The sequence below is a fragment of the Streptomyces sp. NPDC007896 genome (assembly GCF_042959425.1).
GTDB lineage: Bacteria > Actinomycetota > Actinomycetes > Streptomycetales > Streptomycetaceae > Streptomyces.
Window position 1 is genome coordinate 185973 of sequence record NZ_JBIBKX010000006.1, and the last position, 25224, is coordinate 211196.

Genomic DNA, 25224 nt, shown 5'->3' on the forward strand with positions numbered 1-25224 from the left:
ACGGGCCGCTGAACTGCAAAGACCCGTACCTGTGTTGTCTCCTTCCGGCGTACGGCGCAAACAGCCCGGGTATCACCAAACAGGCAGAAGACGGTGCGTCAGCTGCCGTGGGTGAACGAGGAGTTGTGTACGTATGACGTGCTGGTACGAAGGCCCTTTGGCCGCGTTCGACACGGAGACCACGGGCGTGGACGTCGAGACCGACCGGATCGTGTCGGCCGCCGTCGTCGTCCAGGACGCCGCGGGTTCCCGGCCCCGGGTGACCCGCTGGCTGGTGAACCCGGGAGTGCCGGTGCCCGCGGGTGCGACGGCGGTGCACGGGCTGACAGACGAACACCTTCAGCGCAACGGCCGCTGGCCGTCGCCGGTGATGGACGAGATAGCCAGGGTGCTGGGCGAACAGGCCGCGGCGGGCCGCCCGCTCGTCGTGATGAACGCGCCGTTCGATCTGACGCTCCTGGACCGGGAGTTGCGCCGCCATCGCGCCACCTGTCTCGACCGGTGGTTCGAGCCGGCGCCGCTGCGCGTGCTCGATCCGCGGGTTCTGGACAAACATCTGGACCGCTATCGCAAGGGCCGCCGCACCCTGACCGACCTGTGCGCGCACTACGACGTGGTGCTGGAGGGCGCGCACGACGCGGCGGCGGACGCACTGGCCGCGATGGAGGTCGTACGAGCGGTGGGGCGTCGTTTCGCCACCCGGCTGGAGCGGCTCTCCCCCGCCGAGCTGCACACCCTGCAGGCGGTGTGGCACGCGGCACAGGCGCGCGGCCTTCAGGCGTGGTTCGCGCGCAGCGGTTCGCCGGAGGCGGTGGATCCGGCGTGGCCGCTGCGTCCGGAACTGCCGGCGGCGGCCTGAGCCCGCGCGGGGCAACGAAAAACCGGTCCGTCTGCGACGGACCGGTCTTCTCCGGGTGGGCGATACTGGGTTCGAACCAGTGACCTCTTCGGTGTGAACGAAGCGCTCTCCCACTGAGCTAATCGCCCGGGAACGCACTGAACAATACAGGTCCCTGCGGGTGTGGTTCAAACCGCTTCGAGATGAGCCTTCAGTCACCCGTGAGTCGGGCCGCCAGTCCGCGCTGTCCCGCGCGCATCATCAGGGCGTGGTTGGCGCGGAACACCGGTCGTCCCGGCACCGCGAAGCGCCGCAGCAGCGGCTTGCTCACGTCGACCTCCTGGTCGTACTGGGCGCGGGTGCCCGACCCGGCGGTGGTGAGCGTCCAGCGCGCCCAGCCGTCGATGTCGCCCGCCATCGCGATCTCCAGGACCCGGGCCACCGGGTCGCGGCGCAGCTCGCGCGCCGTGAACACCAGGTCGTACGGCAGGAACGAGCGGATGCGCATGGTGCCGCTGCGCTCGTCGATCCGGGTCACCTCACGGACCTGGGGCCACCAGCGCGGGTAGTCCTCGGCCCGTTCGAGAACGGGGTAGACCTCGGCGGGCGGCGCGGGCAGGGCCCAGACACTGCGGAAGCGGTAATGGCTCCAGTCCATGGACGGAGTGTGCCCGACCCGGCAGCTGAGTACGGCGTGAGTACGCGCACTCATGCCGAGGAAGGTGACCGGGGCCACACTCCCGAGGTATGACCCACATTCCGCCCCCGGCCGAGGAGTTGCGGCTCCTCGACACCGAGCTGCGGCAACTCGACGCGCGCCGGGCCCTGTTGCTGGCCCGCCGCGCCTGGCTGATCACCGCGCTCCGGCCGCCCGTGGCTCCGCCGACCCCGCCCCCGCCCGCACGCCGGCCCGAGACCACGGCGCCCCGCGTCCAGAACGTGCTGCTCGTTCTCGGCGGCATCCTGCTGACCGTCGCCGCGATCGCGTTCACGCTGGTCAGCTGGGGCCGGATGGGGATCGCCGGGCGGTCGCTGGTGCTGGGCGCGGTGACGCTGGCCGCGCTCGGCTCGCCCGTGCTCCTGCTCCGGCACAGACTGCGCTCGACGGCGGAGGCCGTGGCGGGGCTGGGACTCGCGCTGACGGTCCTGGACGGGTACGCGCTGCACGAGGTCGCGTTCCCCGATACGAACGGCCTGGGCTACGCGGCCATCGCGTCGGCCCTGCTGGCGGCCCTGTGGACGGCGTACGGACTCGCACTCGGCGGGCCGCGCCGACCGACCGGTGAACCGGCCGCCCCCGAGCGGCTCCCGCTGCGCCTGCCCCTGCCCACCGCGCTGGCCGCCGCGCAGCTCCCGCTGATCCTCTGGGCGGCCGCGGCCGACGCGGGCGCCCCCGTCATGACGGCCGCGCTGCTGGTCACGGCGGCGCTCGACACGGCCGTCGCGCTCCGGGTGCCCGTGCCGTCCGTACGTCTCGTCGCCGCCGTGGGCGCGTACGGGCTGGGCGGCTGGGGCTCCTTCGCGGCCGGCTGGCTGTCCTGGACGGCCACCGGTCCGAGCGCCGTCGCCCGTGCGGCGGCGCTCCTCCTCTTCGCCGGGGCGATCGCTCTGGCGGCGGCGTGGCGGCTGCCGGACACGAACGTCGCCACCTGGGTCGCCTCGGCCGGCGGCCTGCTCACGGTCGCCGCGCTCGGTGGCGTCCCGCGCTCGTCGCTTCCGGGCGACTGGACGGTTCCGGGGTATCTGGTCTGCGCTGTGGCCCTGTTGGCGGCCGTACGCACCCGGCTCCCCGAGCCGATGAGGCGCGGCCTCGCCCTGACGGCCGGCTCCGTGCAGGCGGTCGCGGTGGTGTGGGCACTGCCGCCGGTCGCTCTCGCGCTGCTGGGCCCGGTGGCCTGGGTGGGGCGCGTGTGGACCGGAGCCCCCTCGACCGCGCGCGAGGCGGTCACGACCGACGGCGTCCCCTGGCCTGCGTACGCGGCCACGGCACCGCTCGTCCTCGTGGTCGTCGCCACCGTCCTGGCCGTGGCCGTCCGCGGTACCGAGTGGCGCCCCAGGGCGACGATCGGCGCGTCGGCCCTCGCCTGGGCGGCCGTCCTCGTCCTTCCCGCGGCTCTCGACATCCCTTACTGGGCGGGGCTGTCGGCGCAAGGACTCACGATCGTGGCGGCGCCGGCGTACACCGCCCGCTCGGCAAAGGCGCGCCCGGTCCCCTTCCTCCTGGCCCTTGTCGGCTCGGTGAGCCTCGCGTGCCTCTCCCTCGCCGCCGAGGGCACGACCCTCGGCGTCCTCGCCACGCTGACCGTGCTGTTCTCCGCCGTGTCCGGGCGCTCGCGGCTCGCCCCGGTCGCCGCCCTCACGTACGCCACCGCGCTGGCCTGTGCCGTGGGCGCGTCCCTCGGCTGGCAGGCGCAGCACATCGCGCTGCTGGTGCTCCTCGTACCGGTCGTCGCGGCCCTGCTCGCGGCACGCCTCGCCGACTCCCCCGCGCGCGTGCCCGTCGAGGTGACGGGCGCCGTCGCCGGGCTGCTCGCCGTCGGCCTCGCGGTGACCGACCCGCCGCTGCTGGCCCTGGTCCTGGCCCTGTGCGGAGTGATCGCCGCGGGCACCGCCGTACGAGAGGACCGGCGGTCCGCCGGTTACGTAGCCACCGCCCTGTTCTTGCTGGCCACCTGGGTCCGGCTGGCGGGCTGGGGCGTCGGCTGCGTCGAGGCGTACACGCTGCCGGTGACCGTCCCGGCGCTGCTGGTGGGGGCGGTCGGGCGCCGCAAGGATCCGCTGACCTCGTCCTGGACGGCGTACGGAGCGGGGCTGTCCGTCACGCTCGTGCCGAGTCTCCTGACGGCGTGGACCGACCCGGACTGGCCGCGACCCCTGCTGCTCGGTGTCGCGGCCCTCACGGTCACCCTCGTGGGTGCCCGACTCCGACTGCGGGCCCCGCTCGTCCTCGGGGGCGGCGTGCTCGCGCTGGACGCCCTGCACGAACTCGCCCCGTACCTCGTGCAGATGGCGGGCGCGCTGCCCCGTTGGGTGCCTCCCGCCCTCGCCGGTCTGGTGCTGCTCGCACTCGGTGCGACGTACGAGCAGCGGATCCGGGACGCGCGACGCGTGCGGGACGTTCTCGGCCGGATGCGCTGACGCGCCCCCGGCCGGGAACGGCTACGGCATCTTGTCGCCGAGCAGGGCCAGGTTCTCGATGGCGGCGAGGCCGTACAGGGCGCTGTCGTTCGAACTGACCCAGTTGGCCTCGCTGCCGGGAACCAGCGTGACCGGGCCGCTCAGTGGCTCGGTCTTCCAGGGCGAGGACTCCATGTACCCGTCGGAGCTGTAGAACTTCGTCCACGCGCGCTTGGCGAGCGTCGCGTCGCCGGTCTGGACGGCGGCGTACGCGTCGAGGCGCGAGTGGCCCTGGAACAGCAACAGGGAGCCGAAGTTGGAGCCGTAGCGTGCCGCCTGTTCGGTCTTGGTGGCGTTGAAGTAGCGGCAGTAGTCGAGGTAGACCTCCTTGAACTTCGGCACGTCGACCAGGTCGATCAGCTCGGCGCACAGTTCGTTCAGGCCGAAGACGGCGGAGAGGTGCGAGACCGACACGACCGGCGCGGAGGCGATGGCGAACCTGCCGGTGTCGAGGTCGTAGAGCCCGCTGCCCTGGACGAAGCCGTTGGGCTGGGCGGCGATCGTCTCCATCGTGGACAGCACACGCGCCTTGGCCTTCTCCCACTTCGGGCCCTTGCGCTCCCACTCCGTGAGCCAGGCCGAGACCAGACCGCTCCAGTCGGTGCCGAAGCCGATGGACAGGGCGTGCCGGTCGGGGGTGTACGGCTCGGTGCGGATCTTGCGGATCGGGTCGAGGACGAGGAACGTCTCGTCGGAGTCGACGTTGGCGTGCATGAGGTCGCCGACCCGCTCGTCGGCGGTGAGGTAGTAGTAATAGCGGCGGTATGTGGTGTTGGCGATGCGCTGCTGTTTGGCGCTGTCGGCGTAGTGCTGCACACCGTGCCGGGTGCCGAGGCCCGCCCACTGGCCGAGGTGGTAGACGTCGACCTCGCCGGTGTGCCGGGTGAGCGCCTCGGCGAAGCGGAAGATGTCCGAGCGGCCCGAGCGGAGATAGGCCATCCACAGCCAGATGTCGGGCGACAGCTCGGAGTTGTCCCAGGCGTAGCCGCCGACGTCGTAGCGCCACTGGTGGCGCACGGTGTCGTACGAGTGCATGAAGTCGCCGTAGTCCCAGAAGCCGTACCAACGGCGCATCTCCACCTGGTCCTTGTAATAGGTGAAGAGGAAGTCGAGGTGGTCCTCGATCTTCGCCTTGGCGGCGGTGGAGCGGTCCGGCTCGGAGAAGAGGCCGCCGAAGACCTTGGCCCTGATGAGCTGCTTGGGCGGGGCGGCCAGCTGCGGCAACACCCGTACGGCCGCGACCTGTTCGGCAAGCGTTTCGGGCGTGGGCGTCGACTCGTTGGCCCAGAAGAGGAGTTCGGAGGTGCGGGCGATGCCGTACGGGGTGCCGAACTCGGGCTCGTAGTCCTCGTAGGTGATGTTGAGGCCTTCGAGCTGTTCGGCGTACGTGTCCTGGCCCATGCCGTCGTGGTAGAAGCGCAGGTCCATGGGCTGCGCCTCGGGCGACCAGAGCCAGAGGGTGACCTCGGCCTCGTCGGTCGCCGCGTCACGGATGTCGAGCTGCGCCGGGTACTTCTCCCAGAAGTCCCTGAGGCCGAAGGAGAGACCGCCGCTCGCCCCGCCGACGTAACCGAACCCGCTCGCCCGGCGTCCACCGCCCGCGCCGATCCAGCCGTGCCCCTTCTTGGTGCGCTTGCGCAGGGTGAAGCCGTCGGCGGAGAGCTGGGAGAGGGTGTAGTCGCCCCACTCGGGGATGTACTGGAGGCGGGTCGTCACCCGCTGGTCCCAGGTGGACGGGGCGGGCAGCTTCTCGCCCGCGAACTGGGCCGCCTGCACGGCCGCGCCCGGGTCGCGGCGCAGCCCGGTGATGCCCTGCACGGCCTCCCGCAGCAGACCGGAGCCGTCGCCGCCGATGCGGATGTGCCGGTCGTACGCAGCGTCGCGCATCGGCACGTTGAAGCGGACGCCGAGGCCGCGGATGAAGTCGCCGCTCGTCTTCCCCGGCTCCTGCTTCCCGTCGAAGGTGATGGTGTGCACCATCCGGAAGGAGTCGGCACCCGCGTAGAAGTACAGCCGGATCGAGAACGGCAGCCAACTGCGGCTGCCCTTGCGGTGCTTGCCGTCGATGCGGACGACGGCACGGACAGGGCCCTCCTGCTCGACCGTTACCTCACCGATGACGCTCTCGAACCGCTCGTACTTCTCCGCACCCTGGTCGTCGTCCTCGATCTCGGGCTGGCGGATCAGCACCAGCCGGCCGTCCTTCGCGATCTCGGTGGAGCCGCGCTTCACTGATGTGACGAGGGTGGAGCCGCTCTTGCCGATCTTCGCGGTGATGACGCCGGTCGAGATGTCGATGCTGCCGCCGCTCTTGTCGACGGTCACCTTCTTGTCGGGGGCGGCGGGCGCACCGGCGGCGAGCGTGAGCTTCCCGGAGCCGGAACTGACCGCGTGCGCCGTCCACTTGAGGGAGCCGTCCGGCCAGTACGCGATCGGCCAGGACTGCACCGGCACGTCCTTGCCGGAGGCGTCGGTGAGCGCGAAGGTCTGGTCCTGCTGGTACGCGCCCTTCGGCCAGGGCACTCCGACGGTGGAGCCGGGGGCGGCACCGAGGGCGCCGTCCTCCAGCCAGTCCAGGGTCACGGGGTCGGTGTCGGCGGCCTCGGATCTGGCGGCGGCCTGCGCGTTCGTGCTTCCCAGGGCCCAGCTGAACTGTGCGGCGGCTCCGGCGACTGCGGCCGCCTTCAGCAGGGACCTGCGGGGGATGGGAGACATGGCCTTTCCTTTCCGTGCGGGGAAGTCAGGGGCATGACAGAGAGAGGTACGACGCCGGGGGCGCCGACCTGCGAGGAGCTCAGCGGCGGCGGTGGCGCGCCTCGACGGCGACGGCCGCCGCCGCGACGGCCCCCAGGACGGGGACCGCCAGCGGCGCGATGAACAGGGCGGAAGCGGCCACGACGGCCAGTCCGCCCACGAGCAGGAATGAGCCGGCCGGATCGAGGACCGTACGGCGTCCTGCCTCCGCGAGCAGCGCCCGCCAGGCGGCGCCGGGTTCCCAGACGGCCGCCGCGCGCAGCCCGGCCACGGCGAGGCCGATCAGGGCGAAGAGGCCGACGGCCCCGACGAGCGGGCCGCCGGGGATCCCGGCGCGCACGGCCTGGACGTCCACCCAGACCGCGGCCGCCGCGGCCCAGCCGGCGACTCCGGCGATCCAGCCGCCCCGGACGGCGGCCCGGAAGTCGGCGACGAACTCCCTCAGGCCACCCGCCTCGTGGGACGTACGCCGCCGCAGATGCCGTGCACCGGCCGCGAACGCCGCGGGGTAGGTGACCAGCGGCAGCGAGGCCACCGCGATCCACACTCCAGTGAGCAGACACTCGGCAAACACGCCGAAACGTTCGGCGAGGACGGATTCGCGGGGTGCCTTGCGCGCCTTCGCACGCCTTTTCTGCTCCGCCCGCGCCCGCAGCCGGCTGGTGGCCATCTCAGCCCTTCAGTCCGGAGGTCGCCATACCGTCGATCAGATACCGCTGGAAGGCGAGGAAGAAGAGGAGTACGGGCAGCAGGGCGACCAGCGACATCGCGATCATGCCGCCGTAGTTGGCGACGCCCTCCTGGTCGCGGAACATCATCATGCCGAGCGAGACCGTGTACTTGCTGGGCTCGTTCAGGTAGATCAGCGGCCCCATGAAGTCGTTCCAGGCGTTGATGAAGGTGAAGATCGCGCTGGTGATGAGGGCGGGGCGGCACAGCGGCAGCACGATCGACCAGTAGATCCGCAGATGGCCACAGCCGTCGAGCCGGGCCGCCTCGTCCAGTTCGCGCGGCAGGTTCCGCATGAACTGGACCATGAGGAAGACGAAGAACGCCTCGGTGGCCAGGTACTTGCCGATCAGCAGCGGAACGTAGGTGTTGACCAGTTCCATCTTCTGGAACATCACGTACTGCGGGATGAGCAGCACGTGATAGGGCAGCAGAAGCGTGCCGATCATGAGGGAGAACAGCAGGTTCCGGCCGGCGAACCGGATCTTGGCGAAGGCGTAGGCCGTCAGCGAGCAGGAGATGAGGATGCCGACGACGGAGCCGAGCGCGTAGAAGAGGGAGTTCTGGAAGAAGGTCGCGATCGAGATGTCCGCGATGCCGTCGGCCAGGCCCTTGAAGTTGCCGAGGACGGGGCTGGTCGGGAACAGGTTCAGGCTGCCGATGATGTCCCGGCTGGGCTTGAACGAGGCGCCGATGACCCAGATGACGGGATAGAGGACGACCGCGAGGATCAGCAGGGCGCCGATGTGCCAGACCAGCGAGCCGGTGCGCCTGCGGCTGCCGGCTTCGAGGGGCTTGCGCAGGGTGGTGCTCATCGGGCGTCCTCCTCGTAGTGCACCCACCGCTTCTGGGACCAGAAGAGGACGGCCGTCACCAGCGCCACGGCGAGCAGCAGCATCCAGGCCATGGCGGACGCGAAGCCCATCTGGGACTCCTTGAAGCCCTTCTGGTACAGGTAGCAGGTGTAGACGAGCGTGGCGTCGGCCGGTCCGCACTGGGTGTTGGAGACCACGTAGGCGGAGCCGAAGATCTGGAAGGAGTGGATGGTCTCCAGGAGCACGTTGAAGAAGAGCACCGGCGAGATCATCGGCAGGGTGATGTTCCAGAACCTGCGGAACGGTCCGGCGCCGTCCACCTCCGCTGCCTCGTACAGCTCCCTCGGCACCTGCTTGAGTCCGGCGAGGAAGATCACCATGGGTGCGCCGAACTGCCAGACGGTGAGCGCGACCAGGCTGTAGAGCACCCAGTTCGGGTCGCCGACCCACCCTCCCGTGTGGAAACCGAGGAACGACTGCGTGCGGTCCACGATGGCGTCGTCGGAGAAGAGCGCGCGCCACACGAATCCGATGGAGACGCTCGCACCGATGAGCGACGGGGCGTAGAAGGCGGCCCGGTAGAAGGCCTGCCCTCGGCGGCTCTGCGCGAGCAGGAGGGCGACTCCGAGCGCGAGCAGCAGCTTGAGCGGGGTGCCGATGACGACGTACTTGGCCGTCACCTCGACCGACTTCTGCCACCGCGGATCGTGGAACATCTTGGTGAAGTTGTCGAAGCCGACCCACTTCGGCGAATTGAAGAGGTTGTAGTCGGTGAACGCGAAGTAGAGGGAGGCGGCCATCGGGCCCGCGGTCAGCAGCAGGAAGCCCGCGATCCACGGGGACATGAAGAGATAGCCGGCGAGGTTTTCCCGGCGCCCCCGCCGCTTTTTGGCGGCGGGGGCCTCGGGGCGTATCTCCGGGGCGTCGGGCGGAGAGTCCTTGACGAGCGTCACGGCGGATCCCATCAGGCGGCGAGGGCGGTCTTCGCCTCGGAGAAGAACTGCTTGACCGCGTCGGCGACCTTGGTCGTGCCCTGCGACATGTCACCGCCGATGCGCAGGAAGGCGGACTCGCAGGTGTCGGCTCCGGCCGGGTGCGGGGTGATGGTGCCGAGCACTCCGGCCGCGGCGACATCCGTCTCGTACTTCGCGATCGCCTGGTTGGGCGCGTCGGTCGGCTTGTACGCGTCGAACTGCTCGGTGGTGGCGAGGATGCCCCGGTCGTAGCCCATGATCTTGCCGACCTCGGGGTCGTGGACCATGAAGTTGATGAACTGGGCGACTTCCTTGGGGTGCTTGGTGCGGGCGGAGGCGCTCAGCATCAGGGAGGCGAGGTACTGACCGGTCTGCTTGCCGTCGGTGGTCGGGATCGGCGCAAGGCCGTAGGTGCTGGTGCCCTCGGCGGTGTAGCGGACCGTGAAGTTGTCCCAGGTGAACTCGGAGGCGCCGTGGGCCGCCGAGAGCGAGGACTTGGGCTTGTCCTGCTCGACCCGCTTGGGGTCGGTGACGATGCCCGCCTTGACGCGGTTGTAGCCGTCCGTCCACCACTCCGTCAGGTCTGCCTCGTCGAATCCGAGTCCGTCCTTGGTGAAGAACGCCTTGCCGTTCTGCCGGAGGTAGAGGTCGTACAGGTACATGATGCTGAAGTAGCCGGTGTCCCCGGGCAGCTTCTGGGTGTCGTGGATCTTCTTCAGGGCGGCGAAGTACTCGTCCCAGGTCCAGCCCTGCTTCGGCTTGATACCCGCCTTCTCAAACACCTTCTCGTCGATGACAAGTGACATGGTGTTGGATCCGACCGGAATACCGAGCTGCTTTCCGTCGACCTGGCCGACCTTCTCCACTCCGGCGCGGAAGTTGTCGAGGCTCAGATTTCCCGCTTCTATCTGAGGCTTGAGGTCGAGCAGGATGCCTCTCTTGTCGTACTTCCGCAGGAATCCGACCGCGTTCTGGAATACGTCCGGGGGATTTCCACCGGCGGCCTGGGTCTGGAACTTCTCCCAAAAGGCCACGTAATCCTGGAAGTCGGTCTTCACCTTGATCTTCGGGTACTTCTTCTCGAAGAGCGCGATGGACTGGTTGATCTTCTTCGCCCGCTCGTCGGCACCCCACCAGGCGTACCGGATCGTGACCGTCCCGTCCCCGGAACTGCCGCTGTCCCCGCCGCAGCCCGTCGCCGCGGCCAGCCCCAGCGTGGCCAGTGAAGCTCCGGCCGCCTTGAGGACCGTTCGCCTCTCAACACTCCCGTTGTTACCCATAGTCGGGCCTCCCCGCGACGTCGTTGCCACCTGCATGAATCGTTTCAAGTAAGCGCTTGCTGGCACAAGGTACGGAGGGCTTCCAGGCGCGTCAATGATTCGGACAGGAATTGATGTGACGCGGTTCGGCCGCGTGGCGGCGGGTGTTGGGGGCGCCGCTCCCATGGAGGCGCCCGAGTGTGCAGGTCCGGGGCGCGCGGTCGGGGTGTCGAACAGAAAACGACCCGTCGGGCGAGTGTGGGGCCGGGCCGAAAACAACCGCCGCGCGGGCGGGGGTTGGGGGTGGGTCTTCGCGAGGGGGTGGTGTCGAACCGGCGTGCGTGTGGGTGGTGTTGGTGGGGAGGTGGAGGGGCTCGGGTTGGTCTGTACGGACCCGGGCGGATCTGGGCGGATCTGGATGGGCCCGGGCGGGTCGCGCCGATGCGAGCGGGCGGCTGGTGCGCGTCCGAAGGGCGGCTCGCTCGCGTCGGTCCGGCGTTCACCCGGGTCGACGGGTCGATGCGGGGGTGCGTCCCGCGAAGCGGCGTAGCGATGCGGAGTTCGAGACTTCGCAGGTCAGCGCCTGCGACAGCGGGTCAATGCCGGTAACAGCAGGTCAATGCCTGCGACGCGCCCACCGCCGCGCCGCATCCCGGCGGCGATGCCCGCGAGCAGCGCGGGCGACTGCGCGGCGGTCCGGCCGACGTCCCGCGCCGGACATGGGCGAGCGGAGCCGCGTGGTCCACGTGGTCCACATGGCTGCACCACCGGACGGGACGCCACCGGGTCCGATGACGGCTGCGACCGTGACTCCGGGTCCGGGTCCGACGTCCTCGCGGGGAGCGCGGTACCGCTTTCGAGACTGGTACCCGGTGCCGGTGCTGGGTACTGGTACCGGTACCGGGTACTGGTGCTGGTACGCAAAGTGCGGTCCGCCGATGTCGTGGGGGCGTGCTCCCCCGCCCTGCGGCGTGGTGCGGAAATGACGAAGGCGACCCTGCCCACGAAGTGCGTGGAACCGGGTCGCCTGTCGTGCTGGTGGGCGATACTGGGATCGAACCAGTGACCTCTTCGGTGTGAACGAAGCGCTCTCCCGCTGAGCTAATCGCCCGGGCGCAGGGAGAACATTACCCCATGTCAGAGGGTGGCTCGGACCAGCCCGCGGGCCTCCAGGAGGGGCCTTCGGAGCAGTGCGGGAAGGGGTCCTGTCACGAGTCCCGTCCCGGGTCGCGTCACGAGTCCGGCCCCGGGTCGCGTCACGAGTCCGGCCCCGGGTCGCGCCACCCGTCGGTCATTCCTGGATGTTCCACGGCATCTGGACGCCGAACTTCCAGAGGTAGACGCCACCAAGGGTCGCGACGATGACGACACCGGCACTCGTGAGAATGATGTTGCGGCGCCGCACCTTCGGGTCGAGTGCTCGCTGTGTCGCCTCCGTGACCTTGCGCTTCGTCCAGCGGAGCACCAGCTGTGCCCAGACGAACTCGGTCGCCCAGATCGCCATGCCACCGAAGATCACCAGCCAGCCGGGGCCCGGCAGCGGAAGCATGATCACGCCGGCGCCGACCACCGCGAGCCCCACGACGAAAACACCCACCTGCCAGCTCAGATGCAGTGCACGGCGGGCCTTGATGAATTCCGGCGCCCGCGATCCGAGCGACCCTTCGATCTTCGTCTCACCATCGGCCGTGGCGACCTCGCCCGGCTCGTCACTCCCCGTATTCATACGGCCAAACCCTACCGGAGAGAAACCAGTCACCGGAATGGCCCTATCCGGCGAACGTACTCTCGGCCGGAAGAGTTACGTAAAGACACGCAAAACACTCAGAGGGGTTTACAACGGCACCGTAGGTGGCATGTCGATTTCGCCGACGTGCGAATCCCCGAGCGCACACTGAGCGAAAGGCCCTGGCGCTTATGAACACCACGGTCAGCTGCGAGCTGCACCTGCGCCTCGTTGTGTCGAGCGAGTCCTCACTGCCTGTACCCGCAGGACTGCGGTATGACACGGCCGATCCCTACGCCGTGCACGCCACCTTCCACACCGGAGCCGAGGAAACCGTCGAGTGGGTGTTCGCCCGCGACCTCCTCGCCGAGGGCCTGCATCGGCCCACCGGTACCGGCGACGTCCGAGTCTGGCCGTCCCGGAGCCATGGCCAGGGCGTCGTATGCATCGCCCTGAGCTCCCCAGAGGGCGAGGCCCTGCTGGAAGCCCCGGCGCGGGCCCTGGAATCGTTCCTGAAGCGAACGGACGCCGCCGTGCCCCCCGGCACGGAACACCGGCATTTCGATCTCGACACGGAGCTCTCACACATCCTGGCCGAGAGCTGACGAGACCCCCATAGAGCCGCCCGGCGCCGTCCACTCGGGGAGACGGCTCGGGCCTAAACATCTGCAATGGGCACAACCGCGATGGGCACGAACACCGGCGCCGTCGCCGCGGACTCCCGCGGTGGCGGCGCCGGTGCGCGCGGTCGACGGCAGGCCTCAACGGCTCCAGCACCGGGGTGCGTGGCCGGGGCGGGCCTTCGCCCTGTCCGGGCGGGGACCCCGACGAGGCCGATGAGGGCTCCGCCCGGGGCACGGGGCGGGGCAGACGCCGGGTCGGGCCGACAGTCCGGGCAGGGCACGCCTGGCGGACCCACGGGGCCCACCAGGCCCAGCGCCGGCCCGGACGGCGGCTGAGGCTTCCGGAGGTGTTCAGGGTGACCTTCGTGTCCCGTGGACGGGCCCGTGAACTCGCCCGGAACTCGCCCGTGGACCGGCCCGGAGGCGCGGCTGACCGCGTACAGATCGACCGCCCTCGCTCCCCCACGCCAGGAAGCCACTACCATCGGCCAGCATCGGAGGGCGCCCGCCCGACCCCCAGGCCAGGGAGCGAAACGTGCTGATCACCCACGACACCCGGCGGTCCCTCGACGCCGTGGTGGACCTGGTGAACACCGCGCCGGAGAACGACACGACGGACGGGCTCCCGGACGTCGCGTCCCTCGCCGATTTCGTACGAAAACACGGGATCAGTGATGTCGGCGTGCTGTCGGAGGACGACCTCGCGGCCGTACACGGGATCCGCGGCCGGTTCGCCGGAGTCTTCGCCGCCGACGACCCCCGTACCGCCGCGGGTCTCATCAACGAACTGGTCGCCGTCGCGGGCACCACCCCCCGGCTCACCGACCACGACGGCTACGACTGGCACGTGCACTACTTCGCGCCAGGTGCCTCGGTCGCCGACCATCTCGCGGCCGACTGCGGGATGGCACTGGCGTTCTTCGTGGTCGCCGGAGAGCAGGACCGGCTGCGGCGCTGCGAGGCCCCGGACTGCCGGCACGCCTTCGTGGATCTCTCCCGCAACCGCTCGCGCCGCTACTGCGACAGCCGGACCTGCGGAAACCGCCTCCACGTGGCGGCGTACCGGGCACGCCGCAAGGAAGCGGCGGGCTGACGGACGCTGGACGCTCGGCGGGCTGACGGAGCCCTCGGCGGGTGACGCCAGGGGCTCCGTGTACGGCTCAGAGCAGCAGCAGGTCGTGCAGCGAAGCCATGAGCAGCAGACAGCCGATCACCGCAAGGAAGATCATCAGCGGTGGCTGGGAAAGCGCGTAGAGACAACCCCGCGGCTCCTCGGGAGGGGCGGCGGTGTCGCTCTGTGTTGTGTCCAGCATCTCGCGGCGATGATGACGCAGCCACCACCCGCTCCGCGATCAACACGCCCGGAATGACCGGGAGTTCGCCAATATCCGCGATGAGCAGGCACGAACGTGATCGTTTCCGCGCTCTCCCATGATCCTCTGTGTCGTTTCAGCCCGTCATATGCCGCGCTTCTTCAAGATGGCCTCGATGTCGCTGAAGTCGTCGTCGGAGCCCGCGGCCCGAGGCGTCGTCGCGGGCCGGGCGGCCGGACGGGAGCCCTGGCTCAGCGAGGGCGCCGAGGCCGCGGGGGCCACCGCCTCCCGCTGGGCGGCCCTGGCGGCCGCCTTGCGTTCCTTCCGGGTCCCGCCGCCACGCCGCTCCACCGCCCGCGTGGTCAGGAACAGCAGCCAGGCCACACCCAACACGGCGAAGCCCGCCCACGCGGTGGGGCTGAAGGCGGTGTCGGCCAGCCAGCCGACGACCCCGGTCATCACCAGGCCGACCGGCACCAGCGAGTAGGCGGCGATGCGGGCGGCGGAGAGGAACCGCTTGCGGTAGGCCGTGACCGCGGCGATGCCGATGCCGGCCGCGGAGACGGCGGAACAGACGGTCTCGGCAATCATCCGGTCCTCCAGGGCAGGGCTCGGCAGAGCGGGTCGGTTCGTCCCTTCCATCCTGCACCGCCCCACGCCCGATATGCCATGCTCCGGGCGGACCTCAGGGACATCTCCGGGTCGGGGTCCTCCCCAGGTCCCGGTTGGGGTGCCGTCGGCGGGGCTGGGAGACTGGGTGCCATGAACGACTCCTCCGCAGCCCGCGCCACCGCCGTCCTGGACGTCTGGTGCGAACTCCAGTGTCCCGACTGCCGCAGCGCCCTCGCCGACCTGCGCGCGCTGCGCGCCCGCTACGGCGACCGTCTGGAGCTGCGGCTGCGGCACTTCCCGCTGGAGAAGCACAAGCACGCCTTCGCCGCCGCGCAGGCCGCCGAGGAGGCAGCGGAGCAGGGCCGGACCTGGCCGTACGTCGAGGCGGTCCTCGACCGTGTCGAGCAACTGGACCGCAAGGGCGAGTCCTTCCTGATCGAGGTGGCCCGCGAACTCGGTCTGGACGCCGAGGAGTTCGACACCGCCCTGATCGACGGCCGGCACATCCTGATCGTCGACGCCGACCAGGCCGAGGGCAAGGCCATCGGCGTGACCGGCACCCCGACGTACGTCATCGGCGGCGAGCGGCTCGACGGCGGCAAGAGCCAGGAGGGCCTGCGCGAGCGCATCGAGGAGATCGCCGACCGCCTGCTGGCCGAAGGCGAGTAGTACTCGTTCTCGTAAGCACTCGTTCTCGCGAAGCGGTCTCGCAAGGAGGTCTCGCGAAGTGGTTCAGAGCAGGTTCTTGTAGAGGTAGTACTCGCTCGTCGTATAGCCGAGTGACTCGTACAGCTTCTCCGCCGGGGTGTTCCCCGCGAACACGTTGAGGCCGATGCGGTCCTTCCCGCCGGCCACCGCTCGGGCCTCGGCCAGCAGCATCAGGGTGCGCCCGTGGCCGCGGCCCCGGTGCTCGGGGTCGGTCTCGACCCCGAGCACGAACGCCGCGTCGGGCCACAGGCCCAGCCACAGCGTGCCGACCGGGATCCCCTCGTGTTCCAGGACGCCGAGCACCGTGTTCTCGCTGGCCACTCCGTCCGGCAGGAACCGGGCGAGCCCCTGGTCCGTCTTGCGGTACGCCTCGGCCTCGGGCACACCCCGCTCGATCTGCGAGCGGGCGAACCCCTCGCGCTCCTTCGCCAGCCAGGGCACGTACTCGGCCTCGGTCATGGGCCGGGCGACACTGCCCGCGGGCAGTTCGGGGCCGGGGCCGTCCAGGCGCTTCGTCATGACGCGGTTGCTGAGCTCGTACCCGAGGGTCGTGGCGAGCCGGAGCACGCCGTCCGCGTCCCCGGGCACCGACGTCTCGACGCGCTTGCAGCCCCAGCCGCGGGTCACCTCCTCGGCCGCGAGCACGGCCACCGTGCCCCGGCCCCGCCCACGGTCGGGTTCCTCGATGTACAGCTCCCCGACACGGGCCACGGTGGGGCCGTACTCCGGATGCGTGGAGAGGTGGATCCCGCCCACGGGACGACTGTTCACGCACACCTGGTAGCGGCGGGACAGCGCCCCGTCGGCTCCGCGCTGAAGCGGCTCGGTCGGCCGCAGGGTGGTGGTCATCAGGGGTGTTCTACCCGTCCCGTGCCCCGTCGTCATCCTGTTTTGCGCGCTGACGTACCACGAGCGACGTCTACGGGTCGAGGTCGTTTCCGGCCCGCTCCTCGAAGACCCGCATGGCCTTGGCGGTCACCGGGCCCGGCACGCCCGGGAGTTGGCGTCCGTCGACCCGGTGCACACCCTGCACGTCCCGCAGCGTGGACGTCAGGAAGACCTCGTCCGCACGCTCCAGGACATCCAGCGGAAGATCGGTCTCCCGGGCGCCGGTCCACTCGACGGCGAGCGCGCGCGTGATGCCGGCGAGACAGCCGGAGGCGACGGGCGGGGTGTGGACCTCGCCGTCGAGGACGACGAAGACGTTCGACCCCGTACCCTCGCACAGCCGCCCGACCGTGTTGGCGAACAGCGCCTCGCTCGCGCCCTGTTCACGCGCGCGGGCCAGGGCCACGACGTTCTCGGCGTACGAGGTGGTCTTGAGGCCGGTGAGGGCGCCGCGCTCGTTACGGGTCCAGGGCACCGTGATCACGGCGGTGGAGTCGGGACGCCGGGTGGACTCGCCGAGGGCGACGAGCAGGGTCGGTCCGTGTTCGCCGCGGTCGGAGCCGAGCGGGCCGTAGCCACCGGTGTACGTGATCCGCAGTCGGCCGAGCGGCATCGGGTTGGCGTCCATGACGGCGGCGCACGCGCGGCGCACCTCGTCGAGGTCGGGTTCGGGCAGCCCCAGGCCGCGCGCCGAGCGGGCCAGCCGGTCGAGGTGACGGGTCAGCGCGAACGGCCGCCCCTCCACCGCCTTCACGGTCTCGAAGATGCCGTCGCCCACGGTCAGTCCGTGATCGAAGACGGAGACGCGGGCGGACTCCATGTCCTGCAGACCGCCGTCGAGCCAGATCTTCACGTCAGAGAGTCCTTCCACTTTCGTACGCGTCTCCGTACTGTCCCGACGCTACCGCGAGCAGCCTGGCGGCCTTCAGCTCGGTCTCCTGCCATTCCCTTTCGGGGTCGGAGCCCCAGGTGATGCCGGCGCCGGTGCCGAAGCGCAGGACGCCTTCGGCGCGGTCGGTCCAGAAGGTGCGGATGCCGACGGCGAGCTGTGCGGTGGTGCGGTCGGCGTCGACCCAGCCGATGCCGCCGCAGTAGGGGCCGCGGGGTGCCGTCTCCAGGGCGTCGATGATGGACAGGGCGCTGGTTTTGGGGGCGCCGGTGACGGAGCCGGGCGGGAACGCGGCGGCCAGCAGTTCGGGCCAGCCGATGTCGGCGCGCAGGTGGCCGCGGACGGTGGAGACGAGATGGACGAGCCCGGGGTGTTTTTCGACCACGCACAGGTCCGGGACGGTGACGGTGCCGGTGGCGCAGACGCGGCCGAGGTCGTTGCGGACGAGGTCCACGATCATGACGTTCTCGGCGTGGTCCTTGTCGAGGAGGTCGGCCTCGGTGCGTCCGGTGCCTTTGATGGGGCCGGATTCGATGACGGAGCCGGTGCGGCGCAGGAAGAGTTCGGGGGAGGCGGTGGCGATCTCGACGCCGTGGCGGGGCAGGCGGATCGTTCCCGCGTAGGGGGCGGGGTTGCCGCGGGCGAGCAGCGCGGTGAGGGCGTCGATGTCGGCGTCGGGGGCGAGCGGCGCGGACAGGACGCGGCAGAGGTTGGCCTGGTAGACCTCACCGGCGGCTATGTGGTCGCGGATGCGGCGTACGCCGGCGGTGTACGCGGCGTGGTCGAGGGAGGACGTCCAGTCACCGGAGGCGGGTCCCCGCCACTGCCCGGGGACGGGGGCGGGCACGGGTTCGGTGCGTACGTCGGCGAAGCGGGCGCAGACCAGGCTGCCCTCGAAGTCGGCCGCCACGGCCCAGAAACCGGCCGAGTCCAGGGCCGCGGGGTCGCTGGTGACGTCGAGGAGACCGGTCGCTACGAGGCCACCGAAACGGGCGAGAGGAGGGAGGTCGAGCACGCAGTCGAGTCTAGGTCGGGTGACCTGCGGGTGCCCTGACCGTGTCCTTTGCCGGACAGACCGCAGCACGCTGCGCAAACGCGTTTTTGTGCTGGCCCGGGAATCCGCTAGAGTTCAACACGTCGCCGGGACGCGCAAGCCGAACGGAAACGACACGCGGACGTAGCTCAGTTGGTAGAGCGCAACCTTGCCAAGGTTGAGGTCGCCAGTTCGAACCTGGTCGTCCGCTCGCAGGAAGAGGGGGATCATCCCGAACCCCCACACTCCTGGTGGAGTGGCCGAGAGGCGAGGCAACGGCCTGCAAAGCCGTCTACACGGGTTCAAATCCCGTCTCCACCTCCAAGGACGATTAGCTCAGCGGGAGAGCGCTTCCCTGACACGGAAGAGGTCACTGGTTCAATCCCAGTATCGTCCACTGGTCCGCAAGGACTCGATCCATCCGGATCCCCGCGCGATTAGCTCAGCGGGAGAGCGCTTCCCTGACACGGAAGAGGTCACTGGTTCAATCCCAGTATCGCGCACGCAGTACGCACCACCCGCACCATCTGCAGGTTCACCTGCGCGATTAGCTCAGCGGGAGAGCGCTTCCCTGACACGGAAGAGGTCACTGGTTCAATCCCAGTATCGCGCACCAGCCGAAGCCCCCGGCCGTCTCGTACGGTCGGGGGCTTCGTGGTGTCAGGTCGTTCCTCCGGTCGTACTCAGGAGGAGAAGAGCATGTGGCCGAAGCTCTTGTGGCGGTGGTGACCGCCGTAGTGACCGCCGCCGTGGCCTCCGTGTCCGCCGTGCTGCGGAGCGCCCCACGCGGGCGCGGGCGCCGACGGGTAGGCCTGCGGGGCGGGCGGGGGCGGCGCGGGCTGCGACCACTGGGACTCCACGCGGCTCAGCGCCTCCAGCTCGCCGTAGTCGAGAAATATCCCGCGGCAGCCGCTGCACTGCTCGATCTGGACGCCATTGCGGTTGTACGTGTGCATCGGCGCATGGCACTTCGGACACTGCATGCTCGGCTCAACTCCTCGCCGTTCGGTACCGCTTCCGCCAGGACAGACACTGTCCGGCCTCGAACGGTTGCACCCTACGCGGTCGGGCCCTGCGCCAACTCGGGCGGGACGGCTCCCATTCGGTCACACGCGTCGATCACGGCCTGCTGCACCTCGTCCAAGGGGCGGTCCTCCCCCACGGACTTGGCGATCGCCAGGGCCGCGGTCTGCACCGTGAGGGCGCGGGCCGCCACCTCCAGAGCGGGCCAGGGGTCGCCGTCGGCGGGTACGGCCGGGCCGCCGGCGCGTTGGTAGGCGGTCAGGAAACGGGTCCACTCGTCGGGCGGGAGCAGGCCGCAGGCGTACCAGGCGGCCGGGCGGGCCAGGTCCCAGGTCGGGACGCCCACGCCGAGGTCGTCCACGTCGATGAGGAGCCAGGGGCCGCTCGGCGCGGGGTGGCGGACGAGCTGGCCGAGGTGCAGGTCTCCGTGGCAGAGGGTCCCCGCGGGCGGCATGGGGGCCTCGGCGCGAGCCCAGGCGGGCAGGGCAGCCCAGGCGCGCAGCACCGGGGCGGCGGCCGGGTGCGGGCCCGCCGTCCGCAGCCGGGCGATCGCCCGGGCCGCCTTGGCGGGGCCCCGCATGGGCGGCAGGCCGTCCGGCGCGGGGGTCCGGTGGAGGCGGGCCAGCAGGGTCGCGGCCGCCTCCCAGGGAGCGGCCTCGGGGGTCTTCGGATCGACCGGGGTGCCGTACGGCCAGAAGGTGACCAGGCGGCCGTGGAGGTCGACGGGCTTCGGGCGGAGCGGGGCGAGGAGGGTGCCGGTGAGGGCGGGGTGTGCGGCGAGCTCGAGACGGCGGGAGAGTTCGGCGGGGTCCGTGCCGGGGGCGTGGGCCTTGGCCACGGTGTCGCCGTGGCGGACGACGGTGCCGTCGTGGCGGTCGGCGAGCACGGAGTCGTGGTGCGTGCAGGGGGTGTCGGCGGGGTGGGCCGTGGTGCGCGCGCCCGCGGTCAGGGCGGGAAGCACGTCTGCGGTCACGGGGCCCCCTGGGGTGTGCGGTCGGTACCTCGCGAGCGTACGTTCTCCGCCCCCGCCGCCCCATCCCTGAGGGCTCCGCCCCAGACCCCCGGGTGGGTTCTTCGGCTGCGGGCCGGTGGGGGCCGGTCGCGCAGTTCCCCGCGCCCCTGGGGCACGGGGCTGCGCCCCGGCGCCCCACCGGCCTGACGGCCTCGTCCTCACAAGCCGGACAGGCTGAAAGATGTGCGCAGCGCCCCTTCAGGGGCGCGGGGAACTGCGCGCTCAACCCCCATCGGCCCGCAGCCGGGGAAACCGGTCCACCCCGGTGTCAGGGCAAAACAATGCCCGCGCAGCTCCCCAGCTGCGCGGGCATTTGTGCCGTCCGCCGCACCCCCGTCCCCACGGGGTTTCATGGCCGGATGTCCCCGCCCGGACCGCTCTTCCGGGCCTGGGGCGCCGCTCAGCGCCCCAGCATCACGCCCACGGACGACGCTTGTGTGACCACCGCGTCCCAGCCGCCGAAGACGACTACGAGCAGGGCCGCCAGGGGAAGGACCATCGCTGTCGCCACCAAGGGGTGGCGCTGACCCTGACGACGCGGGCGGAACGCGGCGCTGTACGCCTTGCGTCCTGTGCGGATCGCCGTCCGCGGTGCCGTGTGGGCCATGGTCCCTCTCCTGACCGAGCATCTATGTGGTTGGCAGCGGCGGGTGTCTGACCTCGGGGGACGAGTGCTGCACCCGCCGCTTGACCTCAAATCTATGGCCGCGGCGGCGATCGGTCGTCATGCCCTCGTACCGATTGCCGGGCCTCCCGGAGGATGAGCGATGACCTGCGGTGTACTCCCCTGGGTGGAGATGAGGACCTAGGTCTCAGGGTCTTCCCGGAGGGGGCGTCCGGTGTGCCCCGACTGTTCCGAGCTGTCCTCCCTCGGCACCGGCTGCTCGACCAGCGCCAGCACCCGCGTCGCCATGAAGCGGGCGGTGCGCACCACTGATCCGCTTCGGGTGACTTCGCTCACTTCCACCACCCCCCGGCGCACCGCGGTCTCCACTCTGCGACCCGCCCTGCTCGCCACCACCTCGTACGTACGCGTCGTGTCCCCGGCGTCCACGACTATCTCCACGCGATCACCCTTCACAGGTTCAATCCCCCTTCTGCGACGGACGGTTGGGATCACAGGCGGCCCAAGGCAGTCCTGTTCGCGCATTCCCTGACCGTCTTTCAAGTTTCCCACCCGGCACTGACAATCGATCGGACCGTGAGGGCGCGGCCTCTGCGCGCACCCGGCCGCGGAAACGTAAGCTGTGGCTCGTCAAACGGACCGGGCAGCGGGGATGGACATGGCGATGATGCGCCTGAGGCGCGAGGACCCGCGTGTCGTCGGCTCGTTCAGGCTTCACAGACGGCTCGGCGCGGGTGGGATGGGCGTGGTCTACCTGGGCTCCGACCGCCGTGGCCAGCGCGTCGCGTTGAAGGTGATCCGACCGGATCTGGCGGAGGATCAGGAGTTCCGGTCACGGTTCGCCCGCGAGGTCTCGGCGGCCCGGCGGATCAGGGGCGGCTGCACGGCGCGGCTCGTGGCCGCCGATCTCGAGGCGGACCGGCCGTGGTTCGCCACGCAGTACGTGCCGGGGCCCTCGCTGCACGACAAGGTCGCCGAGGAGGGCCCGATGTCGGCCGCCGACGTGGCCGCCGTCGGGGCCGCGCTCTCCGAGGGGCTCGTCGCCGTGCACGAGGCCGGTGTCGTGCACCGGGACCTCAAGCCGTCCAACATCCTGCTGTCCCCGAAGGGGCCGCGGATCATCGACTTCGGCATCGCCTGGGCGACGGGGGCGAGCACCCTGACGCACGTCGGTACGGCGGTCGGCTCGCCCGGGTTCCTCGCGCCCGAGCAGGTGCGCGGCGCCGCCGTCACCCCAGCCACCGACGTGTTCGCGCTCGGCGCCACGCTGGCGTACGCGGCGACCAACGACTCGCCCTTCGGACACGGCAGTTCCGAAGTGATGCTGTACCGGGTGGTGCACGAGGAGCCGCAGCTGCAGGGTGTTCCGGACGCGCTGGCTCCGCTCGTCCGCGCTTGTCTGGCCAAGGACCCCGAGGAGCGTCCCAGCACGCTCCAACTCTCCCTGCGGCTCAAGGAGATCGCGGCCCGCGAGGCGCAGGGCATGGCGGACGTCCGCCCGCCCGCGCAGCGCAATGATCCCGACCGGCCGACAGGGCGTCTCGCCGAGCAGTACGCCGAGCAGCCCACCCAGCGCCGCCCGCAGGGCACACCGCCGCCGCGCACGGGCGGCACCAACGGGGGCTCACGGCCCTCGCAGTCGGGTGCGCGACCCGCGCCCGCCCGGAGTACCGGACGCTCCGGCAGCAGGCCCGCACCCCGCAGCGGCGCCGGGCGTCCCGCACCCCGGACGTCGGGGACCGGGCGGCGGCCGGCCAATCCGCGACTGCTGCGTCAGCGGCTCTTCGTGTTCGTCGTGGTGACGCTGCTCGTCGCGCTGGGCATCGCGGCGGCGCAGGGCTGCCAGGGGCCGGCACGCGGGCTGGACGACGGGGGCACACGGAAGGACGTACGACAGGAGCAGTCGTCGTACGCGCGGCCTCCCGGCGATCTGATGGCCGAGCAGTACCGCAGCCGGATCAGCGAGGACGGCTGAGGCCGACAGGCCCTACGGCTGTGGGCGGCCCGTCGCCACCGCGTAGAAGGCGACCGCGGCCGCCGCGCCGACGTTGAGCGAGTCGACGCCGTGGGCCATCGGGATGCGGACCCATTCGTCCGCCGCCATCAGGGCCTTCGTGGACAGGCCGTCGCCCTCCGCGCCCAGCATCAGCGCGACCCGGTCCATCCGGTGCGGGGCCGCCTCGTCCAGCGACCTCGCCTTCTCGTCCGGGGTGAGGGCGAGCAGGTTGAAGCCGGCGTCGCGGACCGTCTCCAGGCCCTTGGGCCAGGTCTCGAGACGGGCGTAGGGGACCGAGAAGACCGCGCCCATCGAGACCTTCACGGAGCGGCGGTAGAGCGGGTCCGCGCAGTCCGGGGAGAGCAGGACCGCGTCCATGCCGAGGGCCGCGGCGGAGCGGAAGATCGCGCCGATGTTGGTGTGGTCGTTGACCGCCTCCATGACGACCACCCGGCGCGCGGAGCGCAGGAGTTCCTCGGCCGTCGGCAGCGGCTTGCGCTGCATGGACGCCAGCGCGCCCCGGTGCACGTGGTAGCCCGTCACCTGTTCGGCGAGCTCCGGGCTGACCGCGTACACCGGGGCCGGGAGCTCGTCGATGACATCGCGCATGACGTCGACCCACTTGGCGGACAGGAGCATCGAGCGCATCTCGTACCCGGCGTCCTTGGCGCGTCTGATGACCTTCTCGCCCTCGGCGATGAACAGGCCCTCGACGGGTTCGCGCTTGCGGCGCAGCTCCACGTCGGTCAGGCCCGTGTAGTCACGCAGACGCGGGTCGTCGGGGTTCTCAACGGTGATGAGATCGGCCACAGGGTGATACTGCCTTGTCCTGGGTGCGGTGCCAACGGCTGGGCACGGGTTGGGTTACCGGTGGTTACTCGGAAGCGTTCAGCGGGCTGTGCACACCCACGTTCACGACCTCGCCGATGACGATCACCGCCGGGGGCTTCACGTCCTCGGTGCGTACGGCCTCGGCGACCGTGGCCAGGGTCGCGTCGACGCGGCGCTGGGCGGCGGTCGTGCCCTCCTGGACCAGGGCGAGGGGGGTGTCGGCCGGCTTGCCGTGCGCGATCAGGGTCTCGGCGATCCTGCCGATCTTGTCGACGCCCATGAGGACGACGAGCGTGCCGCGCAGTCGGGCGAGGGCCGGCCAGTCGACGAGGGATCGCTCGTCGTCAGGGGCGACATGGCCGCTGACCACGGTGAACTCATGTGCGACACCCCGGTGGGTGACCGGGATACCGGCCGCACCCGGCACCGAGATCGAACTGGAGATGCCGGGGACGACCGTGCAGACGATGCCCGCCTCGGCGAGCGCCTGGGCCTCCTCCATGCCGCGGCCGAAGACGAACGGGTCGCCGCCCTTGAGCCGGACGACCGACTTGCCCTGCTTCGCGTGCTCGATGAGCGCGTTGTTGATGGCCTCCTGGGCCATGTACCGGCCGTAGGGGATCTTCGCCGCGTCGATCACCTCGACGTGCGGCGGGAGTTCGGCGAGCAGGTCGCGCGGGCCCAGACGGTCGGCGATGACCACGTCGGCCTCGGCGAGCAGTCGGCGGCCGCGGACCGTGATCAGGTCGGGGTCGCCGGGGCCGCCGCCGACCAGGGCGACACCCGGGGTGCGGGTGCGGTGGTGGGGGGCCACCAGGGTGCCGTCGCGCAGACCCTCGACCACCGCGTCGCGGATCGCCGCGGTGTGGCGGGGGTCGCGGCCCTTGGCGTTCGTGGTGAGGACGGCGACCGTGACGCCCTCGCTGTGGCCGGTGGCCGGGGTCCAGGCGGTCGCCGCGTCGGCGTCGTCGGAGCGGACGCACCAGACGCGGTGGCGCTCCGCCTCGGCGGAGGCGTCCGTGTTCGCCTGCCGGTCGCTGGTCGCGATCAGGGCGTACCAGGCGTCGGCGAGGTCGCCGTCCTCGTACGGGCGCCTCGTCCAGGTGATCTCGCCGGCGTCCGCCATCGCCTCGACGGAGGGGGTGGCCTCGGGCGACACGAGGTGGATGTCCGCGCCTGCCGCGATGAGCGCCGGGAGGCGGCGCTGGGCGACCTGGCCACCGCCGAGGACGACTACGCGGCGGCCGGTGAGGCGGAGGCCTACGGGGTAGGCGGGGTTTTCGGCCATGGAGGTGCGGCTCCTCGTACGGGGCCGCTGCGCTCGGCTGGAGCGGCCTTGACGTGCTGTTTTGAGTGCGGGTCCACGATACGGCGGGGGCGGGAGGGGCTCCTTCCCCAA

Annotated in this window: 24 protein-coding genes and 7 tRNA genes; 11 read left to right on the forward strand and 20 right to left on the reverse strand. The window is 70.9% G+C overall.

The features are described 5' to 3' along the window. Positions 1-133 precede the first annotated feature (133 nt). Complete coding sequence (locus ACFZDJ_RS20980; protein ID WP_168490056.1) at positions 134-859, forward strand: 3'-5' exonuclease; 726 nt, start codon at positions 134-136, stop codon at positions 857-859. Positions 860-915: 56 nt separating this feature from the next. Here the strand turns inward: ACFZDJ_RS20980 and ACFZDJ_RS20985 are convergent. After that, positions 916-987, reverse strand: a tRNA-Val gene (locus tag ACFZDJ_RS20985). A gap of 62 nt (positions 988-1049) precedes the next feature. Beyond that, the gene (locus ACFZDJ_RS20990; protein ID WP_384906201.1) at positions 1050-1496 is read right to left on the reverse strand and encodes an SRPBCC family protein; all 447 of its coding nucleotides are present in this window, start codon (positions 1494-1496) and stop codon (positions 1050-1052) included. Positions 1497-1585: 89 nt separating this feature from the next. Between ACFZDJ_RS20990 and ACFZDJ_RS20995 the strand changes: the two genes are divergently transcribed. Then, positions 1586-3976, forward strand: coding sequence for an SCO7613 C-terminal domain-containing membrane protein (locus ACFZDJ_RS20995; RefSeq protein ID WP_391060716.1), 2391 nt, complete (start codon positions 1586-1588; stop codon positions 3974-3976). A gap of 21 nt (positions 3977-3997) precedes the next feature. Here ACFZDJ_RS20995 and ACFZDJ_RS21000 read toward each other — a convergent pair whose 3' ends face one another. From ACFZDJ_RS21000 to ACFZDJ_RS21030, 7 genes are all read right to left on the reverse strand, one after another. After that, entirely contained in the window at positions 3998-6730 is a 2733-nt protein-coding gene (locus tag ACFZDJ_RS21000; RefSeq protein WP_391060717.1) for a Tat pathway signal sequence domain protein, read from the reverse strand. A gap of 79 nt (positions 6731-6809) precedes the next feature. Beyond that, the gene (locus ACFZDJ_RS21005) at positions 6810-7439 is read right to left on the reverse strand and encodes a hypothetical protein (protein ID WP_391060718.1); all 630 of its coding nucleotides are present in this window, start codon (positions 7437-7439) and stop codon (positions 6810-6812) included. Position 7440: 1 nt separating this feature from the next. Beyond that, complete coding sequence (locus ACFZDJ_RS21010; protein WP_390936732.1) at positions 7441-8313, reverse strand: ABC transporter permease subunit; 873 nt, start codon at positions 8311-8313, stop codon at positions 7441-7443. Then, complete coding sequence (locus ACFZDJ_RS21015; protein ID WP_384906206.1) at positions 8310-9266, reverse strand: carbohydrate ABC transporter permease; 957 nt, start codon at positions 9264-9266, stop codon at positions 8310-8312. The genes ACFZDJ_RS21010 and ACFZDJ_RS21015 overlap by 4 nt, the downstream gene beginning before the upstream one ends. A gap of 11 nt (positions 9267-9277) precedes the next feature. Next, on the reverse strand, positions 9278-10567 hold the full coding sequence (locus ACFZDJ_RS21020; RefSeq protein WP_391060721.1) for an extracellular solute-binding protein: 1290 nt from the start codon (positions 10565-10567) through the stop codon (positions 9278-9280). Between the two features lie 1015 nt (positions 10568-11582). Then, positions 11583-11657 (reverse strand) — tRNA-Val (locus ACFZDJ_RS21025). A 180-nt stretch (positions 11658-11837) separates the two neighbouring features. After that, positions 11838-12272, reverse strand: coding sequence for a TIGR02611 family protein (locus tag ACFZDJ_RS21030; RefSeq protein WP_390936738.1), 435 nt, complete (start codon positions 12270-12272; stop codon positions 11838-11840). A 191-nt stretch (positions 12273-12463) separates the two neighbouring features. Between ACFZDJ_RS21030 and ACFZDJ_RS21035 the strand changes: the two genes are divergently transcribed. Together ACFZDJ_RS21035 and ACFZDJ_RS21040 are read left to right on the forward strand one after the other, a co-directional pair. Beyond that, complete coding sequence (locus ACFZDJ_RS21035; protein WP_003959770.1) at positions 12464-12877, forward strand: SsgA family sporulation/cell division regulator; 414 nt, start codon at positions 12464-12466, stop codon at positions 12875-12877. Positions 12878-13430: 553 nt separating this feature from the next. Beyond that, positions 13431-13988: a CGNR zinc finger domain-containing protein gene (locus tag ACFZDJ_RS21040; protein ID WP_101406215.1), complete on the forward strand. Its 558-nt coding sequence runs from the start codon at positions 13431-13433 to the stop codon at positions 13986-13988. 67 nt (positions 13989-14055) lie between these two features. Here ACFZDJ_RS21040 and ACFZDJ_RS21045 read toward each other — a convergent pair whose 3' ends face one another. Together ACFZDJ_RS21045 and ACFZDJ_RS21050 are read right to left on the reverse strand one after the other, a co-directional pair. Further along, positions 14056-14208: a hypothetical protein gene (locus ACFZDJ_RS21045; protein ID WP_168490065.1), complete on the reverse strand. Its 153-nt coding sequence runs from the start codon at positions 14206-14208 to the stop codon at positions 14056-14058. 144 nt (positions 14209-14352) lie between these two features. Then, complete coding sequence (locus ACFZDJ_RS21050) at positions 14353-14799, reverse strand: hypothetical protein (RefSeq protein WP_391060723.1); 447 nt, start codon at positions 14797-14799, stop codon at positions 14353-14355. Between the two features lie 171 nt (positions 14800-14970). Here ACFZDJ_RS21050 and ACFZDJ_RS21055 point away from each other — a divergent pair, with 171 nt between their 5' ends. Further along, positions 14971-15489 carry a DsbA family protein gene (locus tag ACFZDJ_RS21055; protein ID WP_391060725.1) on the forward strand — a complete coding sequence of 173 codons (519 nt, stop codon included), beginning with the start codon at positions 14971-14973 and terminating at the stop codon, positions 15487-15489. 63 nt (positions 15490-15552) lie between these two features. Here the strand turns inward: ACFZDJ_RS21055 and ACFZDJ_RS21060 are convergent, their stop codons facing one another. The 3 genes from ACFZDJ_RS21060 to ACFZDJ_RS21070 all read right to left on the reverse strand — a co-directional run bounded on the left by ACFZDJ_RS21060 (position 15553) and on the right by ACFZDJ_RS21070 (position 18320). Beyond that, the gene (locus tag ACFZDJ_RS21060) at positions 15553-16377 is read right to left on the reverse strand and encodes a GNAT family N-acetyltransferase (protein WP_391060726.1); all 825 of its coding nucleotides are present in this window, start codon (positions 16375-16377) and stop codon (positions 15553-15555) included. Positions 16378-16447: 70 nt separating this feature from the next. Beyond that, positions 16448-17269 carry an aminotransferase class IV gene (locus ACFZDJ_RS21065; protein ID WP_384906212.1) on the reverse strand — a complete coding sequence of 274 codons (822 nt, stop codon included), beginning with the start codon at positions 17267-17269 and terminating at the stop codon, positions 16448-16450. Position 17270: 1 nt separating this feature from the next. After that, positions 17271-18320: a chorismate-binding protein gene (locus tag ACFZDJ_RS21070; RefSeq protein WP_168507353.1), complete on the reverse strand. Its 1050-nt coding sequence runs from the start codon at positions 18318-18320 to the stop codon at positions 17271-17273. 156 nt (positions 18321-18476) lie between these two features. Here ACFZDJ_RS21070 and ACFZDJ_RS21075 point away from each other — a divergent pair. The 5 genes from ACFZDJ_RS21075 to ACFZDJ_RS21095 all read left to right on the forward strand — a co-directional run bounded on the left by ACFZDJ_RS21075 (position 18477) and on the right by ACFZDJ_RS21095 (position 18954). Further along, a tRNA-Gly gene (locus ACFZDJ_RS21075) sits at positions 18477-18549 on the forward strand. A gap of 39 nt (positions 18550-18588) precedes the next feature. Further along, positions 18589-18662, forward strand: a tRNA-Cys gene (locus ACFZDJ_RS21080). A gap of 1 nt (position 18663) precedes the next feature. Continuing rightward, positions 18664-18735 (forward strand) — tRNA-Val (locus tag ACFZDJ_RS21085). Positions 18736-18769: 34 nt separating this feature from the next. After that, positions 18770-18841, forward strand: a tRNA-Val gene (locus tag ACFZDJ_RS21090). A gap of 38 nt (positions 18842-18879) precedes the next feature. Further along, positions 18880-18954: transfer RNA gene (locus tag ACFZDJ_RS21095), tRNA-Val, on the forward strand. A gap of 67 nt (positions 18955-19021) precedes the next feature. Here ACFZDJ_RS21095 and ACFZDJ_RS21100 read toward each other — a convergent pair. The 4 genes from ACFZDJ_RS21100 to ACFZDJ_RS21115 all read right to left on the reverse strand — a co-directional run bounded on the left by ACFZDJ_RS21100 (position 19022) and on the right by ACFZDJ_RS21115 (position 21454). Next, positions 19022-19321, reverse strand: coding sequence for a zf-TFIIB domain-containing protein (locus ACFZDJ_RS21100; protein ID WP_054230604.1), 300 nt, complete (start codon positions 19319-19321; stop codon positions 19022-19024). A gap of 74 nt (positions 19322-19395) precedes the next feature. Next, positions 19396-20334: a phosphotransferase gene (locus ACFZDJ_RS21105; RefSeq protein ID WP_391060728.1), complete on the reverse strand. Its 939-nt coding sequence runs from the start codon at positions 20332-20334 to the stop codon at positions 19396-19398. A 439-nt stretch (positions 20335-20773) separates the two neighbouring features. Next, positions 20774-20980, reverse strand: a complete 207-nt coding sequence (locus ACFZDJ_RS21110; protein WP_054230606.1) for a hypothetical protein — start codon at positions 20978-20980, stop codon at positions 20774-20776. A 198-nt stretch (positions 20981-21178) separates the two neighbouring features. Next, the gene (locus ACFZDJ_RS21115; RefSeq protein WP_060902353.1) at positions 21179-21454 is read right to left on the reverse strand and encodes a hypothetical protein; all 276 of its coding nucleotides are present in this window, start codon (positions 21452-21454) and stop codon (positions 21179-21181) included. A 196-nt stretch (positions 21455-21650) separates the two neighbouring features. Between ACFZDJ_RS21115 and ACFZDJ_RS21120 the strand changes: the two genes are divergently transcribed. Continuing rightward, entirely contained in the window at positions 21651-22973 is a 1323-nt protein-coding gene (locus tag ACFZDJ_RS21120) for a protein kinase (RefSeq protein WP_391060730.1), read from the forward strand. Positions 22974-22985: 12 nt separating this feature from the next. Here ACFZDJ_RS21120 and ACFZDJ_RS21125 read toward each other — a convergent pair whose 3' ends face one another. Further along, on the reverse strand, positions 22986-23804 hold the full coding sequence (locus tag ACFZDJ_RS21125; protein ID WP_101406206.1) for an RNA methyltransferase: 819 nt from the start codon (positions 23802-23804) through the stop codon (positions 22986-22988). Positions 23805-23868: 64 nt separating this feature from the next. Beyond that, the gene (gene cobA, locus ACFZDJ_RS21130; protein ID WP_384906215.1) at positions 23869-25113 is read right to left on the reverse strand and encodes a uroporphyrinogen-III C-methyltransferase; all 1245 of its coding nucleotides are present in this window, start codon (positions 25111-25113) and stop codon (positions 23869-23871) included. Between the last annotated feature and the right edge of the window lie 111 nt (positions 25114-25224).

What these genes read in the sequence shown, in the direction of transcription:
- ACFZDJ_RS20980 (WP_168490056.1), top strand. Translation starts at nt 134, where the DNA reads ATGACGTGCTGGTACGAAGGCCCTTTGGCCGCGTTCGACACGGAGACC.
- ACFZDJ_RS20990 (WP_384906201.1), bottom strand. Translation starts at nt 1,496, where the DNA reads ATGGACTGGAGCCATTACCGCTTCCGCAGTGTCTGGGCCCTGCCCGCG.
- ACFZDJ_RS20995 (WP_391060716.1), top strand. Translation starts at nt 1,586, where the DNA reads ATGACCCACATTCCGCCCCCGGCCGAGGAGTTGCGGCTCCTCGACACC.
- ACFZDJ_RS21000 (WP_391060717.1), bottom strand. Translation starts at nt 6,730, where the DNA reads ATGTCTCCCATCCCCCGCAGGTCCCTGCTGAAGGCGGCCGCAGTCGCC.
- ACFZDJ_RS21005 (WP_391060718.1), bottom strand. Translation starts at nt 7,439, where the DNA reads ATGGCCACCAGCCGGCTGCGGGCGCGGGCGGAGCAGAAAAGGCGTGCG.
- ACFZDJ_RS21010 (WP_390936732.1), bottom strand. Translation starts at nt 8,313, where the DNA reads ATGAGCACCACCCTGCGCAAGCCCCTCGAAGCCGGCAGCCGCAGGCGC.
- ACFZDJ_RS21020 (WP_391060721.1), bottom strand. Translation starts at nt 10,567, where the DNA reads ATGGGTAACAACGGGAGTGTTGAGAGGCGAACGGTCCTCAAGGCGGCC.
- ACFZDJ_RS21030 (WP_390936738.1), bottom strand. Translation starts at nt 12,272, where the DNA reads ATGAATACGGGGAGTGACGAGCCGGGCGAGGTCGCCACGGCCGATGGT.
- ACFZDJ_RS21035 (WP_003959770.1), top strand. Translation starts at nt 12,464, where the DNA reads ATGAACACCACGGTCAGCTGCGAGCTGCACCTGCGCCTCGTTGTGTCG.
- ACFZDJ_RS21045 (WP_168490065.1), bottom strand. Translation starts at nt 14,208, where the DNA reads ATGCTGGACACAACACAGAGCGACACCGCCGCCCCTCCCGAGGAGCCG.
- ACFZDJ_RS21050 (WP_391060723.1), bottom strand. Translation starts at nt 14,799, where the DNA reads ATGATTGCCGAGACCGTCTGTTCCGCCGTCTCCGCGGCCGGCATCGGC.
- ACFZDJ_RS21055 (WP_391060725.1), top strand. Translation starts at nt 14,971, where the DNA reads ATGAACGACTCCTCCGCAGCCCGCGCCACCGCCGTCCTGGACGTCTGG.
- ACFZDJ_RS21060 (WP_391060726.1), bottom strand. Translation starts at nt 16,377, where the DNA reads ATGACCACCACCCTGCGGCCGACCGAGCCGCTTCAGCGCGGAGCCGAC.
- ACFZDJ_RS21100 (WP_054230604.1), bottom strand. Translation starts at nt 19,321, where the DNA reads ATGCAGTGTCCGAAGTGCCATGCGCCGATGCACACGTACAACCGCAAT.
- ACFZDJ_RS21110 (WP_054230606.1), bottom strand. Translation starts at nt 20,980, where the DNA reads ATGGCCCACACGGCACCGCGGACGGCGATCCGCACAGGACGCAAGGCG.
- ACFZDJ_RS21120 (WP_391060730.1), top strand. Translation starts at nt 21,651, where the DNA reads ATGGACATGGCGATGATGCGCCTGAGGCGCGAGGACCCGCGTGTCGTC.
- cobA (WP_384906215.1), bottom strand. Translation starts at nt 25,113, where the DNA reads ATGGCCGAAAACCCCGCCTACCCCGTAGGCCTCCGCCTCACCGGCCGC.